The sequence below is a fragment of the Mediterraneibacter glycyrrhizinilyticus genome (assembly GCF_015560805.1).
Lineage (GTDB): Bacteria > Bacillota > Clostridia > Lachnospirales > Lachnospiraceae > Schaedlerella > Schaedlerella glycyrrhizinilytica_A.
In genome coordinates, this window is the sequence record NZ_JADMSO010000015.1 from 1 (window position 1) to 16,706 (window position 16,706).

Consider the following 16,706-nt stretch of genomic DNA (forward strand, 5'->3'; position numbering starts at 1 on the left):
AATGAACTGACTGATTCCATAGAACAGATATTCATGGACATAAATGCTTACATTTTTTCAAAAGATCATGTGGATTTACAGCATACATACATTGATGGTACAAAAATAGAAGCAAATGCCAATCGTTATACATGGGTATGGAAAAAGTTCTGTATTAAAAATCGTCAGAAAATCTTTGCTAAGATATCTATCCTGATTGATGCCATGAATCAGGAAGTACTTGGATACCTGGGACTAAAGCTTGAAAAGCGTGAAGCGTATGCAATTGAGTACGTTTCTGAATTGTTGGAGATGTATAAAAGAGGAACTGGACTTGATGAAAATTTGTTCGTTTCCGGATGCGGACACAGAAAAAGTATTCAGCAAAAACAATACCAGGAACTGCAAGGCTATCTAAAACGTTTAAAAACCTATGCGCGTCATATAGAAATCTGCGGAGATGAAAGGAACAGCTATTCAAAAACTGATCAGGATGCGACTTTTATGCGCCTGAAACGTGATTACATGGGAAATGATCAGCTGCTCCCCGCATATAACCTACAGGCAGCCATCTGTGATGAGTACATAGCCGTAATCGATGTAAAACCTTATGCATCGGACATGGAATGTTTTGTGCCTTTAATGGAAAAATTCAATCGTACATATGGTCATTATCCGAAATATCCGGTTGCCGATGCAGGATACGGTTCTTACAATAATTATCTTTATTGTGAAGAACACGGCATGGAAAAATATATGAAATTTACCATGTACAAAAAAGAAACGACGGACAAAAAATACCGTGAAAATCCATATCGTGCTGTAAATTTTGCAAAAGATTCAGATGGGAATCTCATATGTCCAAACGGGCAGAAATTTATCTTCAAGAGAACACAGCCTGTGAAATATAATAAATATGGAAGAACGGAAGAACTGTACGAATGCGAATCTTGTGAAGGGTGTCACTATAAGCAGGAATGCTGCCCGAGAGCACACAAAAACCGAACAATCCGAATGAATCAAGAATTAACCGCTATCCATCAGGAAGTGCTGAACAATCTTGAGTCCATACATGGAGCTCTTTTAAGAATGACTTGAAGCATTCAATCCGAGGGTACCTTTGGTGTGTTAAAGTGGGATAAATCCTATAAAAGGTTATTTCGGAGAGGCGAGAAAAATGTAATTCTCGAACTTACACTAATTTCATGCGGATTCAATCTTTATAAACATCACAACAAAAAACAGCGACAAATGAAAGTTGCTTAAAATTTAAGCGTTATTGGCTGATGCTTATTAAGTACACCATTTTTTATACGAAAAGGTGTATGTATGAGCAGAAATGGGAATATTCATACAAAGAAACGCCAGTTCAGGCAAATGCCGGTTCTGGCGTTTTCTTAATCAAAGGCTTTTTTTACAGCCCCTTCCGGTGATTCATAGCAATGTGTCAGCGTACAAGGTGCGATACGGTCGATGAAAAATACCAAAATTAAAATGCGGGATCAGAGAAAGATTTCTGCAATATAAGCAAGTTCGCTGGATGGAATATTGATTCCGAAACTTGCTTCGGCATACTCTAAATTCTGCTCCACAATATGCAGGATTTTTGCATTTGTATTGACAAATGTGTTCAGATTGGAATAATTCCAGAATTCCTTTCGTATGACACGCTCCAGCATATTACAACAATGACACAGATATTTTGCGGCGATTTCATTGGAGAGTGACCGGTTTAAGTCGGCAAGAGTGTTCTCCAGACAATGGGTCAGGATAGTCACCGCCTTTTCAATATCCAGAAAAATACAATTTTTCTTTAATACTTTTTCCAGCAGATTCCGGACAAATTCATTTGACGGTTCGTTGGAGAGGAACTCTTTTGTGCCGGATTCCATCGGCAGTTCCTGCAATGTCAATGTGTTTGATGTCGCCATCTCGACGCATTTCAAAAGAAGCGGCAGTGTGACCGGTGAGAGGACACGGATCGGAATATCTGTTTCGTTCTGAATATATTCCCCGATCGTTGTAAGTGGTTCCAGATCGCATAAAAAGAGTACGCCGGCGCCATGGTTCAGTTCTTTTGCTTTTACACAGGCAAGAGACAGGCAGTCTTCCAACGTCATATCGGGTGAAAAATTGATAAAATCAAGGGCATAATCTCCTTTCATTTTTTCTCTGGCACAGGATACCATGTCGGCTGCTGTGGAATTTCCGTGACAGATCAGAAGAATCCCGGGGGATATATGGGTGCTCCACTGGTTCAAAATCGAAAAGTAGGAGGCGATAAAATCAATTTCCTGTGAGTGAAATGTAATGTTGTAAATCCTGCTGAGTGATTTTAAAATCTGGCAGACGACTTTAAATTCTTCCGGCATCAGTTTTTTTGAAACAGCGGTATCGGTTTCCAGATTGACGGAAACCGGAACAGTTCCGGCTTCACGTTTGATCACATTTGTGATATGTAGCAGGATTCCGTAAAGCAGATGAAGATGCTTGTGGTAGTCGGGATAGCGATCCTGAAGTTTTAACTCTGTGATGACGGTAGAGTATACTACCGGGTTGATATTTTTCTTAATGGTTTCCAACTGGATATGTCCGCAGTCATTTAAGGACAAAATATTGCTGTGCAGGTATTCTTTCACGTCTTCGATGGAAGAGTCCGGAGAATTCAGTAGAAAATCAGGTTCTGTGAATGACTGTGCAACGGAATTTGTGTTCTGCAGTACATAGTCGATCGAACTTGTTCCATCCTTATCGAAAATAATGGAATCACTTTCCAGATGTGAAAGAAAATCCAGAATCTCAGGGGAGAGACTATTATTTTTGGAATTCCAGTTCAGCATTTTATCGGAGAGGTGCTCCCATGTGATGTACACAATATTCTGTTTGTTCAAAAAACTGGTCAGATATGCTTTGGAACAGACGCTGCGGATGTCATTTTTTAATTCGGTAATATTCCGTTCATAGTTCATAGTGACAAAAAGAGAGAAAATCTCTTTATGGATCCGGATCATGCATCCGATGGCGGACGCTTCTTTGGAAAATGCAGACAGTACGATATGGAACCGTTCGCTGACGGACCAGTTGTTCAGATCCGGGATTTTTAAGGATGCGGGGATCACATTGGTCAGCATGGAAAGCGCCGGATCTTCCGGAGGTAAATGAGAAGAAAAAAGCAGCATACAGTCCAGCGAATGTGTCATGACATCTCCCACACGTGTATAGGAAAGCTTCTTGATGACTGAAGTGAGCAGATCCAAAGAGGAGGGCGGCAATGCCTCGACTCCCTCGAAAAATAAGATCCCGTTCTGTGCCAGATCTAAAAAGCCTTTCTGGGATTTTGCGGACGCGGAGGATTTCGATACCCCGAGAAGTTGTTTGCGGAACACGCCCGGATCATTTGAGAGGGTATGGCAGGAAACGCTGATAAAAGGGGCATTTTTTTTGAGAATATCATTTTCAAGGGCAAACTGGTAGATACATTTTGCAAAACGACGTTTGCCGACCCCCTCGTTTCCGTAAATGTAAGTTGGAAGTCCGTGCGGCGGATAGGCTGCGGCTGCCTTGGCAAGTGAAATTTCTTTGTTGAGCGTGCCGTTGGCACAGATCAGATCGTCCAGACTGTTGCGCGAAGCAGGATAAATGGAAACTGCCTGCTCCGAGGAAGACTCGGTTGAGAGGAAGTTGGAAAGCTTTTCACCGCGCGCGATGACAGAGGGGATGATCTGATTTGGATAGTATTCTTTTAAAGCGGAAGTGTCCAGAAACAAAGTGGGTCTGCCGAGGATTTTGATCAGCAATTTATCTTTCCACAGGTCGTTTAAAATCCGCGAAACATTGGAACGATCCAGTTTCAGGTCGATCGCAAGGGAGGCGGCGTCAGTACCCTGAAAGTCCAGAGAACCGGCAGCTAAAAAGGATAAAGTTAAGTTGTGTACCCGCTCAAGTACTTTTTGATCTCGTTTCATAAAATTTCCTTTCATTATTTCGTGCCAAAAGATATAAAAAACTGACACACTAAGAAAATAAGTGTTTTTTAATTGTGTAAAAGTGTTGAAATTATAAAAAGTATAACACAAAAAGTTAATAAAGTGTAAAGAATAACCAAAAAATAAATGATGTCATAAGATAAAACGCACAACACGGATGGATAATGTGTTAAAAAATAAGATAATTTGCACAAAGAGAAAGTGGGCTATATAATCAGTTCATCAAAACAAAAGCGACACGGAGGTAGGAAAATGTGTAAGGTTTTACTGTTGAGTCATGGGAATCTGGCAAGAGAATTGCTTGCCACATCCCAGATGATTTACGGGGAAGTCGATGGAATTGATTGTATTTCCCTTCTCTCAGGCACGGATTTAGCACATTACGAAGAAGAGATTTTAAGTAAAGTGCAGCAATCGCCGGAGGGAATACTGGTTCTGGTCGATATATTTGGCGGAACGCCATTTATCACGGCGTCGAGGATCTATAATCAAAATCAGGGTAAGATCGATATGGCTGTTGTCACCGGAATGAATCTTCCCATGGTGTTGGAGGCAATGGACAGCCTGCAGAATATGAGCGTTTCGGAATTAAAGGAGAGCGTGATCAAATGCGGAGCAGAAGGAATTATCGACTTGGATGAGAGAGTGTAGGAGGTAGGAAAATGAGTGTAAAAATGGTGAGAATCGATGATCGTCTGATTCATGGACAGATTGTAGCGGCGTGGGCAAAGAGTCTTTCGATCAAACGAATCTGGATCGTAGACGATGTGGTTTCCAAAGATGTATTTATCACAAATGTGATGAAAATGGTAGCGCCTCCGGACACAGAACTTGTGATCACAGGAACAGATCAGATACTGAAACTGGTAAAAGAGTATGATGAATCCGATAAGAACACGTTGATCCTTGTGAAATATCCGATGGTCGCAAAACAGTTGTTTGACGCGGGTCTTCAGCATCGTGAACTGAATGTCGGCGGTATGGGAGCAAACGCGGAGCGAAAAAAATTGTTTAAAAACATTTCGGCAAGTGAAGAAGAAAAGAAAACGCTGAAAGAAATGCAGGAAAGCGGAGTAAAAGTATATTTTCAGGTAACGCCGAATGACAGGCAGACAATGTACGAGGAGGGAAAAACATGCTGATTCAGTCAATTCTAGTATCGATATGGGCATTTATGAATGGTAGAGTATTTAACGAATATTTTTGCTGGATCATCAGAGGGGCGCCGTTGGTGACGGGAACGATAACCGGAATCCTGATGGGCGACTGGAAGTCCGGCGCGATGATCGGAGCGACCATTCAGCTGTTGTATATGGGAAATGTAACCGTCGGAGGAATTGCTTCTTATGATAAATGCTATGCGAGCATTATCGCTACGGCGGTATGTATCGGTGCGCATCAGACTCCGGAGATCGCGGTTACGATCGCAGTGACGCTTGGAACATTGGGACTGATCGCAAGCAACATTTTTATGACCGTAAGTGTTTCCTTTGTACATATGGCTGATAAATATATCGAAAAAGGGGAAACAAAGAAAATCTGGATCTTTAACTGGCTGCTTCCGCAGTTATTGACATTTGTGTTATACGGAATCCCGGCATTTGTAGCGGTATATTTCGGATCCGGGTATCTGGAGAGTTTCATGAACAGCATTCCGGCATTTGTGACGACCGCGCTGACAACCGTTGGAATGGTACTGCCGGCATTGGGAATCGCGATGATGTTGAAAACGGTATTCAATATGAAATTCGCTCCGTTTATCGCAATTGGATATTTGTGTGTTGCTTATCTGCATATGAGCATTATCGCCTGTGCAGTATTGGGAATTGCCTGTGCAGTATTGTATGTAACATTGCGGTTGGATAAACTGACAGAAAGTGAGGGTTAGAAATGGCAGAGAAAGTAAGAGCTGTTGAGCAGAATGCGGAAAATAATGATAGAAAACTGAGAAAAAAGGATTTGTGGCACTGTTTTTTGCTGTGGGAGTCAACTTCGGAAAGTTGTCTGAGCTATGAACGTCTGATGTCTTTGGGATTCTGCCATGCAATGACTCCGATCATCAACCGGCTGTATAAAACAAAGGAAGAACGTGCGGCGGCATTAAAACGTCATATGGTATTTTTCAATACAGAGAATAACTGGGGAGCGTTTATACCCGGAATCGTTTGTTCGATGGAAGAAAAGAAAGCGAACGGGGATGAAAATATTACCGATGAGACGATCAACAGTGTGAAAGTAGGTCTGATGGGACCGTTGGCAGGAATTGGAGATACGATCACACAAGGTCTTGTTTCCACCGTGCTTCTGGCTATTTTTGTGGATATGACATTGGACGGAAATATCGCGGCGCCGTTTTTCTACACGCTTATCATGGGAATTTATATTGCGCTGATGGGATATTTTACATTCTTCAACGGATATAAATTAGGACAGAACGTATTTGCTAAAATTACAGATGCCTCTATTATGAGAAAAATCACAAACAGCTTGTCTATTCTTGGTATGACGATCGCAGGCGCGATGATGGTGAACAATGTTAATATCATAACTCCGTTGGAAATACATATCAATGACACGAGCGTTGTGATCCAGGAATTGCTGGATTCCATTTTACCTGGCATGCTGAGCGTTGGATTTGTATTGTTGTGCTTTGGATTGATGAAGAAAAATGTAAGTATCTTTAAGATCATGGCGATCCTGATCGTCATTTCAGTGGCAGCAGCGGCAATCGGAATTTTATAAGAAAATCGGATAGAAAAGGAGAAGCAAAAAAATGAGAAAAACATGGTTGACAGATGTGATCGGAACAGAAAAGGCAGCAATCGGACTTGTGCATTTAAAGGCTTTGCCGGGAGATCCTTTGTATGATGCCGAGGGAGGCATGAACAAAGTATATGAAATGGCAGTGGACGATATCCATGCATTGCAGGAGGGCGGAATTGACGCGCTGCAGTTTTCCAACGAATTTAGTTTTCCTTATCAGCAGAATCCGTCGAAAGAGATCGTTTCCGCGATGGCATTCCTGATGGGAAAACTCCAGCCGGAGATCAAAGTGCCTTACGGTGCAAATGTGATCAGCAGTCCGACAGACAGTATCGCACTCTGCGCTACCACAGGGGCGCAGTGGACGAGAGGCACATTTTCCGGTGTTTATTCGGGCAATCTCGGTCTGGTGAATGCGTCGATCGGTGATTATGTAAGATTACGTCATAATCTTCATGCAGACAATGTAAAAATGATCCACGGTGTTGTTCCGGAATCCAGTGCGGACATCGGTGGAAGAGATCCGCTGGAATCTGCAAAAGCAGCTCATTTTATGAATCTTCCGGATGGATTTGCAGTGCCGGGGGCAACCGCGGGACAGCCGGTTGACATGGATCTGCTGAATGGCTTGAGGGAAAGCATGCCGGATATGGTTCTGGTCGCTTCCACAGGCGTGAAATATGAGACGATCGAACAGACATTTTCCGTAGTAGACGCGGCATTTATCGCGACATCGTTAAAGAAAGACGGAGTATTTGAAAATCCGGTAGACAAAGAGCGGGTACGCCGCTTTATGGACAAATTAAAAGAGTTCAGAGCAAATCTTTAAAAAATGCAGGGACCGTCCGGATCATTTTCGGACGGTCCTTTTGACTGTCGTGTATGTGAAAAAAGTGTCTTGATTTGCAGGAGATTACAACCTGTTGGAGGAGTGAAAAAGAAGTATGGGTGAGCAGAGAATAAAGACGATATTGATGGACTGTGATGGTGTTCTGGTGGACAGTGAAATGATCTACTTAACGAGTCTGGTTCATTATCTGAAATTATTGGGTATCGATACAACGATCGATGATCTGGCGTATCTGGTTGGCAGTGATATTGAAAGTATTACGGAGAAAGTGAGAAGACAATTTGGTCTGGAGCAATATTCTGTTCAAGAATTGATCGACGGACAGCGCAGGCAGTTTGACGAAGAATTTTCAATGGAGAATATCAGCGAAATGCCGGGGCTGACTGCATTTCTGGAAGAAATGAACAGGCAGGATATCGAACTGGCGGTCGTGTCTTCGTCAAGCACATCGTATGTGGAACAAATTGTAAGCCATCTCGGGCTTGGGAAGTATTTTAAGGTCATTCTGGGAAAAGAATCGGCAGGAAAAGCAAAACCGGCGCCGGATCTGTATCTGAAAGCGTTGGAGATCATGCGTGCGGATGTGGAGACAACGGTTGTGATCGAAGATTCTAAAAACGGAATCCTTGCCGGAAAATCTGCGGGATGTAAAGTGATCGCTTACTGCGGCTCCAGAATCAAACAGGATGTCTCCGAAGCAGACCGGAAAGTGCGGGATTACAGGGAAGCGGCGGAACTGATGCTTTGATAGCGGCGGTGTATATCGACGCTGCCGTCAGTGAGTAAGCGTATACGCCTTGTATATCGACAGCAGGAAAATAAAAGATATTCCGGCAGGCACAATTCAGACGAGATCTGCATATCATACAGTATTGTAGAACTGATGTGCAGAAAGGGAATCGTGTCATGCCAGACCAAAATGAAAATATGCAGAAATCAAACGAAGAACCGCGGGAAGATCAAAGGAGAAGAGCAGAATTATCTCCGGAAACACCGGAATTTGGTCCGCCGCCGGGAGAAAACGAGGGGATGCCGGACGGGGATTTCCCGGAGATGGAATTTCCTGACATGGAGTTTCCGTTTATACCGGGGGAAAATCCGGATTATCCGCTGCCGACCCCGTCGCTTCCGTCGATGCCGCCGTCCGGCGGTGGAAATGGAGGGCGACCAAACCGCCCGAATCGACCGAACAGACCGGGAGGATTTCCTGGGGGACAGTGGCCGCCGATCGCGGTGTATCCGATCCCGGTCTTCCCGGGGAATATGCCGGGAGGTTCAAACAACCGTCCCTCTTATTGTACGATCCGTTTTTTGAATGCGGCGGCGGGATTTGATCCGGTGAACATTTCTATCGGGAATAAGACAGTGGCGCATCAGGTGCCGTACGGCGAAGTCACTTCTTATTATACGGAGACGACCGGATTTAAGCAGATCCTTGTGACCGAAGCCGGAAGAAGAGGAGCTGTGCTGGCGCGGGAGCGGTTTTTGTTCAATGACGGAGATGTGTATACCATTGTGCTTGTAAATGGCATGAATGGGATCGCAATGGTACTTGTTCCTGATTTTCCATGCAGAAACCAGATGCAGAATTTCGCCTGTGTCCGTGCGGCGAATCTTTCTTACAATGCGCCTGCGATCGACGTGGTGAACCGCACCGGGCGGATCGTATTTGATGATCTTCGGTTTAAGAGCGTATCCGCGTACCGGCAGTTTATGGAGGGACAGCAGATGTTCCTCGTTACGGAGGCGGAGAGCGGAGCGGAAATCTTTGATCTGACTGAGTGGGTGGAACCGGGAAAAATGTATACGCTGTATGTGATCGGGGATGCGTATGTATTTCCGGGGCTGAACGGCGTGTTCACGGAAGATTATTCGTTGTTGGCAGATTAGGGAAAATAGTGAGAGAAGCCGGGAGCATGATCGTGAGTTCCCGGCGTCCTTTTTGTTTGTCTTTCGCATAAGAAATGAGATTTCCTATGCAACGTAGATTAATTATAGCGTAGGTAAAAAGTGTGTAAGTGTGATGTGTAAGTGCGAAAATAAAAAAACAATAAAATATCTTGTTTTTCAAAGTAAATTTTTTTGAAAGTGGTACAATATCTTCTAATATGTAATGCGAAAGCATTTTGCAAGGAGGAAGAAAAATGGATAAAAGTATGAAGCATTATTTACTTTATTCCATATGGAACGTGCGAAATTAAAAACAGAGTGATCATTCCGGCTGTGAAATTGCTTATGATCTGGCATTTTCGTTGTAAAAGCCGGAGGAAGTTGATATAATCAAATAAAAGTATCGATACATAAAGGCATAATCCTTTTGTATATCGGTGCAGATGTCAGTGTAAGAGAACATACGATCAGAGAGGAAGATTCCCTTTGGTCGTATGTCCTTTGTATATTGCAAAAAGGATCGTGCGGCAGTAAGAGGAGGAGATGCGATGAAAAAACAGTGGATCATGTTATTGGCGGGGAGTGTATTTGTGTGCAGTATGCTTGCAGGATGCGGTTCCAAACCGCAGGAGCCGGAAGAGAAAGGGATCGGAAATGCAGAAGGATGTACGGATGAAGCGATTTTATCCCAGTTGAAAAATGACGGAACACCGGAGCTTGTATTGGATGGAACTTATTATACTCTTCCGTTGGAGACTGCGAAATTGGTTCAGGCAGGGTGGAGTCTGGAGACGGAAGAGTACGAGGCGGCAGAAGTGCTGCTTCAGCCGGGGGAACGTATCTACGGTGAGTTTGCGAAAGATGAACACGAACTGGATGCGGCGATCGTTAATGATGGAACGGAACCGTGCAGCCCGGCTGATGGCGGAACCGTGATCGAACTGGAATATTCGGCAAAAAAAGATATGCCGGATCCGGATTTTTTTGTCACGCTGAACGGGATCAATTGTGCAATGGCAGATGATGCTCTGCAGAAAGCTCTGGAAGATGTGGATGGATACAAATTCAGTACTGCCGGGAACATTGCAATCACCCGTACCGTAGGGGATGATGAACTTGCCGTCTATAAAGTGATGCTGATGGAGGATAGTACAACGATCACGCTGGCTTCTGACAATGTGTTTGAATATCGGGATTATCAGCCGCAGGAAGTAAAGCAGCAGGAAGCCAGTGAGAAAACTGCGGCTTATCAGCAGAAAGTGCAGTCGGAGATGGAACCGTACGCAGAGAATTTCGATGCGATCATTGAGGGATATGAAGAGAATCTCAGCGTCGGCTTTTATAGTGAGGGTACTGTTTGGAGCAAAGAAGTCGGAGAATATGAAAAATTATCCGGTACACCTCTCTCTTCGGAAATTTCGCTTTATATCGCAGAGGATAAAACAGGGCAGCTGTATTGTGTTGCCAATCAGCATTTGAATGAGGATGGCACAGTCGGCGAGGCTGTCGAGCTGGAAGAGGGCGATCAGATCAGAGTCTGGGGATATGCTTCTCAGTATCTGGAATTACAGGAGGGCATGAAGATCGTTGTCGTTCAGCCGGGGATTATAGAACGCAACGGTGAACTTTTGATCCTGGACGAGAGTCTGAAAGTAGAGTGACAAATATTATCCATCCCGGAAAGAAACTCGTACCGGATCGTGGAAAGATTATGCGGAGGTAATTATGACAGAACGAGAAAAAATGTTAGCAGGTGAGCTTTATGATTGCGGAGACGAGGAATTATTAACTCAATGGCATAGGGCGAAAGATTTGGTCAGGGAATATAACCAGACAAAATCGTCGGATCTTGAAGAAAAAGAAAGGATATTATGTGAATTACTCGGCGGAAAAGGCAAAAATCTGTGGATAACGGCTCCTTTTTATGTGGATTACGGCAATAATATTTATTTCGGAAACAACTGTGAAGTAAATATGAACTGTACTTTTTTAGATGACAATGAGATCCGCATCGGAGATAACGCATTGATTGCACCGAATGTTCAGATATATACGGCGTTTCACCCGACAAATGCATTCGATCGTTTCGGAGAACCGAAAGAAGACGGCTCGTTTGAGTTTTGCAAAACGCAGACGGCGCCGGTTATCATAGGCGATAACGTTTGGATTGGCGGCGGGGTTATTATAATGCCGGGGGTCACGATCGGAAATAATGTGGTGATCGGAGCCGGAAGCGTTGTCACAAAAGATGTTCCGGATGATGTTATCGCATATGGGAATCCGTGTCGGGTTGTACGGGAAAACAAGTAAGTACACAAAGGACGAAGACTTATGAAAAAATATAAGACGGTCATTATGAAAAGCCCCGGAAATTTTGCGATTTCCGGGGCTTTTTAAGAGGCGCAGACCGGATTTGAACCGGTGAATCAGGGTGTTGCAGACCCACGCCTTACCACTTGGCTACTGCGCCTTACCGTGAGTAAGTCACTCACAACAATATTATTATATCAAATCTGTTTTTGCACGTCAACGCTGCTGTCTTAATTTTTTATATTTTCATTTTTTTTACTGTTCGCCTTATAAAAATATTTGATGATGAAATCAGAGCGCTATCTTTTATTTGGAAAAAGAAGATGGTATACTGATACAAAAGCATTATTTTCTTGACGATATGACGAAATATTTTAAATGTGTAAAGATTTGAAATACGAAAGTCATAGTTTCTATATGCAGTTTCGATTCTGGTAACTGTGCATCTAAACCCACTTCTGGTTTTTCGGAAAATTCATGCTTTTATTCACTTATTAAGCAGGAGTTTCCGAAAAAAGGGAATCTCCTGATACAACAGAAAAAAGGAGGTTCTAAATGGAGCAAAAGGAGCAGACGATTCAATGGCATCCGGCATTCTTTGCAGGAATACAGATTGAATTGGGAGATGAGGCGAAGTATTTTTCGTTTGAAGCGGAACATCAACTGGGAACCAAACCGATGGCGATCGATGTTTTGGTCAAAAAGGAAAAAGAAAGACGGATACGTAAAAATATCGGGCGTATTTTTCGAACGCATAACGTGATCGAGTATAAAAGTCCGACGGATTACCTGAGTGTGGATGATTTTTATAAAGTGTACGGGTATGCGTGTTTTTACAAATCGGATGTAGCAAATGTGGATTCGATTTCAATTGAAGATCTGACGATTACTTTTGTGAGTACGAATTATCCGAGAAAACTGATCCGGCACTTAAGAGAAGTGAAAAAATATCAAATCCACAAATCAGAAAAAGGTATTTACTATGTGTATGGTGATCAGATCCCGATCCAGATTTTGGTGGCAAGTCAACTAGATCCGTCAGAAAATCTGTGGCTGCGTAGTCTGACCAATAATCTGCATGAGCGCCAGATGGCGAGAAAACTGATCGATGAATATCAAAAACATGGAAAGAATGTACTGTATCAATCGATGATGGATGTGATTGTGCGGGCAAATACACAACAATTTAACAGGGAGGATAAAAAGATGTGCGAGGCATTGCGCGAATTAATGGAAGAAGAGTTTGAAGCTGAGAGAGGAAAGGCAAGAAGAGAGGGGCGAACCGAAGGCTTAAAAGAGGGGAGAGCCGAGGGATTAAAAGCGGGAATGAAAGAAGGGCGAATGGAAGCAGTCAAAACAGTGGTTTCCAATCTTTTGGAGATGAATATGCCGATTGAGGAGATCGTAAAGGTGACCGGGGAGTCGGAAGAAATTGTGGAAAAAATGATAGAAGAATTGAGAGGCTGATCGAGGGATAAGACAAACTTCCACCTTGTAGGAGTAAATCCTACCTGGTGGAAGCTTTTTATGAAAATGATGGATTTCACATGGCGGTCATGCTGATATATGATGTACGTATCCGGAAGAATATGTGTTTTACAGGTATGGTTTCATATTTTTCAAGATGATCTGATAAGCATTGGCATACATATGAACACCCTCTACGGTATATTCTTTTTTCAGCATATCTCGTTCGTCCGTTAAGCCGGCATTGACGTTGATGTAATGGAAGCCGAAAGTTTTTGCAAGTTTTTGGATCTCGGTGTTGGCAATCGGAATATTATGGTTGTTTCTGTTGACGAAAAGCGTTTTTCCCCATTCGCCGTCCGGAACTTTATCCGTTTCATTGACCGGATAGTATGCCATTAGATAAACATCGGTTTTCGGCAGTCTCGTCTGGATCTGGGTTAAGATTTCCGTGTAATTACAAAGCATGTGCGTCAGGGCAGTTTCAAAAGAAACGCTAGGGTTGCTGATGTCATTTGTTCCGATATTGATGAAAATCTTAGATGGTTCAACATCGAAAATCTGAGTGTCCATGTATTTCAGCATATCATCAGTTGTAAATCCACCGACACCACGGTTATAAACGATCTGTTTCATACCCGCAGTCATGAGCAGTTCGTTGATCGGAAATTGTTCCATTAGGGAAGAACCGGTGAACAGAATCTTTCCTTTTTGTGCAAATGTGTTCAGTACATTGTACTTGGCGATTTTTTCTGATTGCTCCCGTTTCATGTTGGCTTTGAAGATTTTTTCGATGTCCATTGCGTAAGTCTCCTTTTCATTGTTTTATAAATTGATTTTTTAACATACAGAATTTACATTCAGAATGTGAGGTTTTTATATGGAATTGTTACAATTATGGTATTTCCGGGAAATTGCACACAGTGGTCATTTATCCCGGACAGCAGAAAAACTGCATATTGCACAGCCGTCGTTGAGTCAGATGTTGAAACGTCTGGAAAATGAACTTGGGATTTCCTTATTTGACCGCATCGGAAAAAGGCTTGTGCTGAATGAAAACGGCGTCATTTTCTTAAAATATACAGACCAGATTTTTTCAGCTTTGAACAATGCGAAACTGGAACTTGCAGAGCACACGGAGAAAAAAGAAAAACAAGTGATATTGTGCGTATCCTCAGCTTCGCTTTTGCTTCCGGAAATCGTAAAACAAATTCAGAAAGCAGATCCTCATATCCATCTGCGTATCGTGAAAGATCCGAAGGATGCAGAGGAGGGGCTCCCGATGCTGCGGTTGTATTCGACAGCAAAATTTTCGCAAAAGATCAAAGCGAAAAGAGGAGACGAAACAAAGCAGATTCTGATGAAAGAACCGATCCGTCTATTGCTTCCAAAGTCCCATCCACTTACGGAGAAAGAAACGCTTCTTGCGGAGGACTTAAAGGGGGAGCCGTTCATTAGTCTGGGTGTTCAAAGTGATCTTGCGCAGATCATACGGATATTTACCGGCGAAATTGTCTGGGAGCCGGAAATTACGACTTATGTAGATTCGCCGGCGATGATGCGTCAGTTTTTAAAATTAAATCTGGGCTGTGCATTTGTTCCGGAATATACCTGGTATCGGTTTGCGGAAGATACTGCGGTATTGAAAGCAGTTCATGATCTTCCGATGGAGCGTTACCTGATCATGGAATGGGATCCGGATTTATATCAAACCGAAGCGTTTATTCTTTGTAAAAATATTATCACAGACTATTTTATAAAATACAATCGGCGATTCCGATCAATAGAGGAAGTGTGACAATGCAGAGCAGAGTGCTCAGACAAACTTCACGGACGGCACCTACATAATCTTGGTCATAGAGCTGTGCGAAAATAGCGACGTTGGATCCGACCGGAGCGGAGGCGGCGATCAGAATCGTCAGTTTTAATGTATGCAAATCTGCAGGAAGCAGCAGGAAAAGCAGCATGGTGAACAGTGGGATCACAATCAGTCTTACAAAAGTACATTTATATGCGGTGCGGTCTCTCCAGAGTGATCTCAATGGAATCTGCGCAAGGTAAGTCCCGAGGACGATCATTGCCAACGGTCCGTTCATGGAAGCAAGCGTACGGATTGGACCGCTGATGATTTCCGGGAGGGAGAACGGCAGGATAAAAAGGAGCAGTCCACCGAGGAAACTCAGAACGATCGGGTTTGTACGGATCTTTTGGAAAGAGAGATATTTTCGGTCGCCTGTCAGAAGCATTACTCCGTATGTCCACTGCAAAATATTGAGCAGAGCAACAAAAGAAGAAACATAAAAGACGGCTTCATTTCCAAAAGTCATCTGCACAAGCGGGATCCCGATAAATCCGGCATTGGAAAAGGCAGCGCCGAACCGTTCTGTTGCCTGATCGGCTGAAAAAAACAAACGGCTTAAAAGGATAGAAAGGAAAAGCGCCAGTGCGGCAGCAGAAAAAGAGATTCCGAGCGCTTTTAATTTCTCCATAGTAAAAGTAGTCTGATAGGAATTGAGAATTGCCGTCGGCATGACGATATAAAGCAAAAGCCGGGCAATGTCTGAACTTCCTTGCAAACCAACCAGTTTTCTTCGCATGAGAAAATATCCGATTAGGAGATAAAATAACATAATAAGATTTTGATTAAACAGCAGGATTGCAAATTTCATGGAAACCTCCGTAAAATATCATATTTATGATCTTATATTTAGGATAACCGGAAAAATATATAGTGTAAAATACATGAAAACATATATCTTTATAGAAAATAAACTATGAATAAAATCACAAAAAATAAAATTGTTGTAAGTTGTAAGAGGATTGTAAGAACTTCCTTGTATACTGACATCAGACAGAACAGATCAGGTAAGACAGCGAACAAGGAGGAACGATCATGGAAATTTTAAAAGCAGAAAATCTGGTAAAATATTACGGAAAAGGCGAAAGTCTTGTGAAAGCAGTGGATCACAGCAGTTTTTCGGTGGCGAGCGGCGAATTTGTCGCGATTGTCGGAACGAGCGGATCCGGAAAAAGTACGATCTTAAATCTTGTCGGCGGACTGGACACGCCGGATGAGGGGCGGGTGATCATCGACGGGCAGGACATTTCCAAGATGACGCAGGATGAACTGACGGTGTTCCGAAGAAGAAAGATCGGATTCATTTTTCAGAATTATAATCTGGTGTCCGTGCTGAATGTCTACAAAAATATCGTGATGCCGGTGAAGCTGGACGGCAGTCAGGTTGACAAAGCATATATTTCCAGAATTATGAAAATGCTTGGGATTGAAAATAAAAGAAAAGCATTTCCGGGACAGTTATCGGGAGGACAGCAGCAGAGAGTAGCGATCGCGCTGACAGCGATCCTGATCACCGTTTTGTGTGGGATGGAGATCGGAACTGTTCTGGCAACGATCAAAGAAAAACAGATGAATCCGGGACCGGGATGCAACGGCGCTGCGA

14 protein-coding genes, 1 tRNA gene and 2 pseudogenes are annotated in these 16,706 nt (G+C 43.1%); 13 read left to right on the forward strand and 4 right to left on the reverse strand.

The annotated features are described in order from the left end of the window. Positions 1-1,245, forward strand: a pseudogene (locus tag I2H87_RS12320) (transposase); the annotation flags it as partial. Between the two features lie 236 nt (positions 1,246-1,481). Here I2H87_RS12320 and I2H87_RS12325 read toward each other — a convergent pair. Beyond that, positions 1,482-3,944 (reverse strand): sigma 54-interacting transcriptional regulator, encoded by a 2,463-nt coding sequence (locus I2H87_RS12325; protein ID WP_165853392.1) that lies wholly within the window; start codon positions 3,942-3,944, stop codon positions 1,482-1,484. A 273-nt stretch (positions 3,945-4,217) separates the two neighbouring features. Here I2H87_RS12325 and I2H87_RS12330 point away from each other — a divergent pair, with 273 nt between their 5' ends. The 9 genes from I2H87_RS12330 (at position 4,218) to I2H87_RS12370 (ending at position 11,778) form a co-directional block, all read left to right on the forward strand. Further along, on the forward strand, positions 4,218-4,616 hold the full coding sequence (locus I2H87_RS12330) for a PTS sugar transporter subunit IIA (RefSeq protein WP_009266982.1): 399 nt from the start codon (positions 4,218-4,220) through the stop codon (positions 4,614-4,616). A gap of 11 nt (positions 4,617-4,627) precedes the next feature. Continuing rightward, on the forward strand, positions 4,628-5,107 hold the full coding sequence (locus I2H87_RS12335) for a PTS sugar transporter subunit IIB (protein WP_009266981.1): 480 nt from the start codon (positions 4,628-4,630) through the stop codon (positions 5,105-5,107). Then, on the forward strand, positions 5,101-5,853 hold the full coding sequence (locus tag I2H87_RS12340) for a PTS mannose/fructose/sorbose/N-acetylgalactosamine transporter subunit IIC (protein ID WP_009266980.1): 753 nt from the start codon (positions 5,101-5,103) through the stop codon (positions 5,851-5,853). The genes I2H87_RS12335 and I2H87_RS12340 overlap by 7 nt, the downstream gene beginning before the upstream one ends. A gap of 2 nt (positions 5,854-5,855) precedes the next feature. Continuing rightward, positions 5,856-6,707, forward strand: coding sequence for a PTS system mannose/fructose/sorbose family transporter subunit IID (locus I2H87_RS12345; RefSeq protein WP_195610159.1), 852 nt, complete (start codon positions 5,856-5,858; stop codon positions 6,705-6,707). Positions 6,708-6,738: 31 nt separating this feature from the next. Next, positions 6,739-7,557, forward strand: coding sequence for a BtpA/SgcQ family protein (locus tag I2H87_RS12350; RefSeq protein WP_009266978.1), 819 nt, complete (start codon positions 6,739-6,741; stop codon positions 7,555-7,557). A 115-nt stretch (positions 7,558-7,672) separates the two neighbouring features. Next, positions 7,673-8,326 carry an HAD family hydrolase gene (locus I2H87_RS12355; protein ID WP_117549886.1) on the forward strand — a complete coding sequence of 218 codons (654 nt, stop codon included), beginning with the start codon at positions 7,673-7,675 and terminating at the stop codon, positions 8,324-8,326. A 158-nt stretch (positions 8,327-8,484) separates the two neighbouring features. Beyond that, on the forward strand, positions 8,485-9,468 hold the full coding sequence (locus I2H87_RS12360; RefSeq protein ID WP_195610161.1) for a DUF4397 domain-containing protein: 984 nt from the start codon (positions 8,485-8,487) through the stop codon (positions 9,466-9,468). Positions 9,469-10,016: 548 nt separating this feature from the next. After that, the gene (locus tag I2H87_RS12365) at positions 10,017-11,129 is read left to right on the forward strand and encodes a hypothetical protein (protein ID WP_195610162.1); all 1,113 of its coding nucleotides are present in this window, start codon (positions 10,017-10,019) and stop codon (positions 11,127-11,129) included. 64 nt (positions 11,130-11,193) lie between these two features. Further along, complete coding sequence (locus tag I2H87_RS12370) at positions 11,194-11,778, forward strand: sugar O-acetyltransferase (RefSeq protein ID WP_195610163.1); 585 nt, start codon at positions 11,194-11,196, stop codon at positions 11,776-11,778. An 88-nt stretch (positions 11,779-11,866) separates the two neighbouring features. Here I2H87_RS12370 and I2H87_RS12375 read toward each other — a convergent pair. Then, positions 11,867-11,938 (reverse strand) — tRNA-Cys (locus I2H87_RS12375). Between the two features lie 395 nt (positions 11,939-12,333). Here I2H87_RS12375 and I2H87_RS12380 point away from each other — a divergent pair. Continuing rightward, entirely contained in the window at positions 12,334-13,245 is a 912-nt protein-coding gene (locus tag I2H87_RS12380) for an RpnC/YadD family protein (RefSeq protein WP_195610165.1), read from the forward strand. 129 nt (positions 13,246-13,374) lie between these two features. Here the strand turns inward: I2H87_RS12380 and I2H87_RS12385 are convergent, their stop codons facing one another. Then, positions 13,375-14,046, reverse strand: coding sequence for a GDSL-type esterase/lipase family protein (locus I2H87_RS12385; RefSeq protein ID WP_195610167.1), 672 nt, complete (start codon positions 14,044-14,046; stop codon positions 13,375-13,377). A 79-nt stretch (positions 14,047-14,125) separates the two neighbouring features. Here I2H87_RS12385 and I2H87_RS12390 point away from each other — a divergent pair, with 79 nt between their 5' ends. After that, entirely contained in the window at positions 14,126-15,043 is a 918-nt protein-coding gene (locus tag I2H87_RS12390) for a LysR family transcriptional regulator (RefSeq protein ID WP_195610169.1), read from the forward strand. Here I2H87_RS12390 and I2H87_RS12395 read toward each other — a convergent pair. Beyond that, positions 15,000-15,914, reverse strand: a complete 915-nt coding sequence (locus I2H87_RS12395) for an AEC family transporter (RefSeq protein ID WP_009266968.1) — start codon at positions 15,912-15,914, stop codon at positions 15,000-15,002. The two genes, I2H87_RS12390 and I2H87_RS12395, sit on opposite strands and share 44 nt — an antisense overlap. Before the next feature lie 224 nt (positions 15,915-16,138). Between I2H87_RS12395 and I2H87_RS14115 the strand changes: the two are divergent. After that, a pseudogene (locus I2H87_RS14115) lies at positions 16,139-16,597 on the forward strand (ABC transporter ATP-binding protein); the annotation flags it as partial. Positions 16,598-16,706 lie beyond the last annotated feature (109 nt).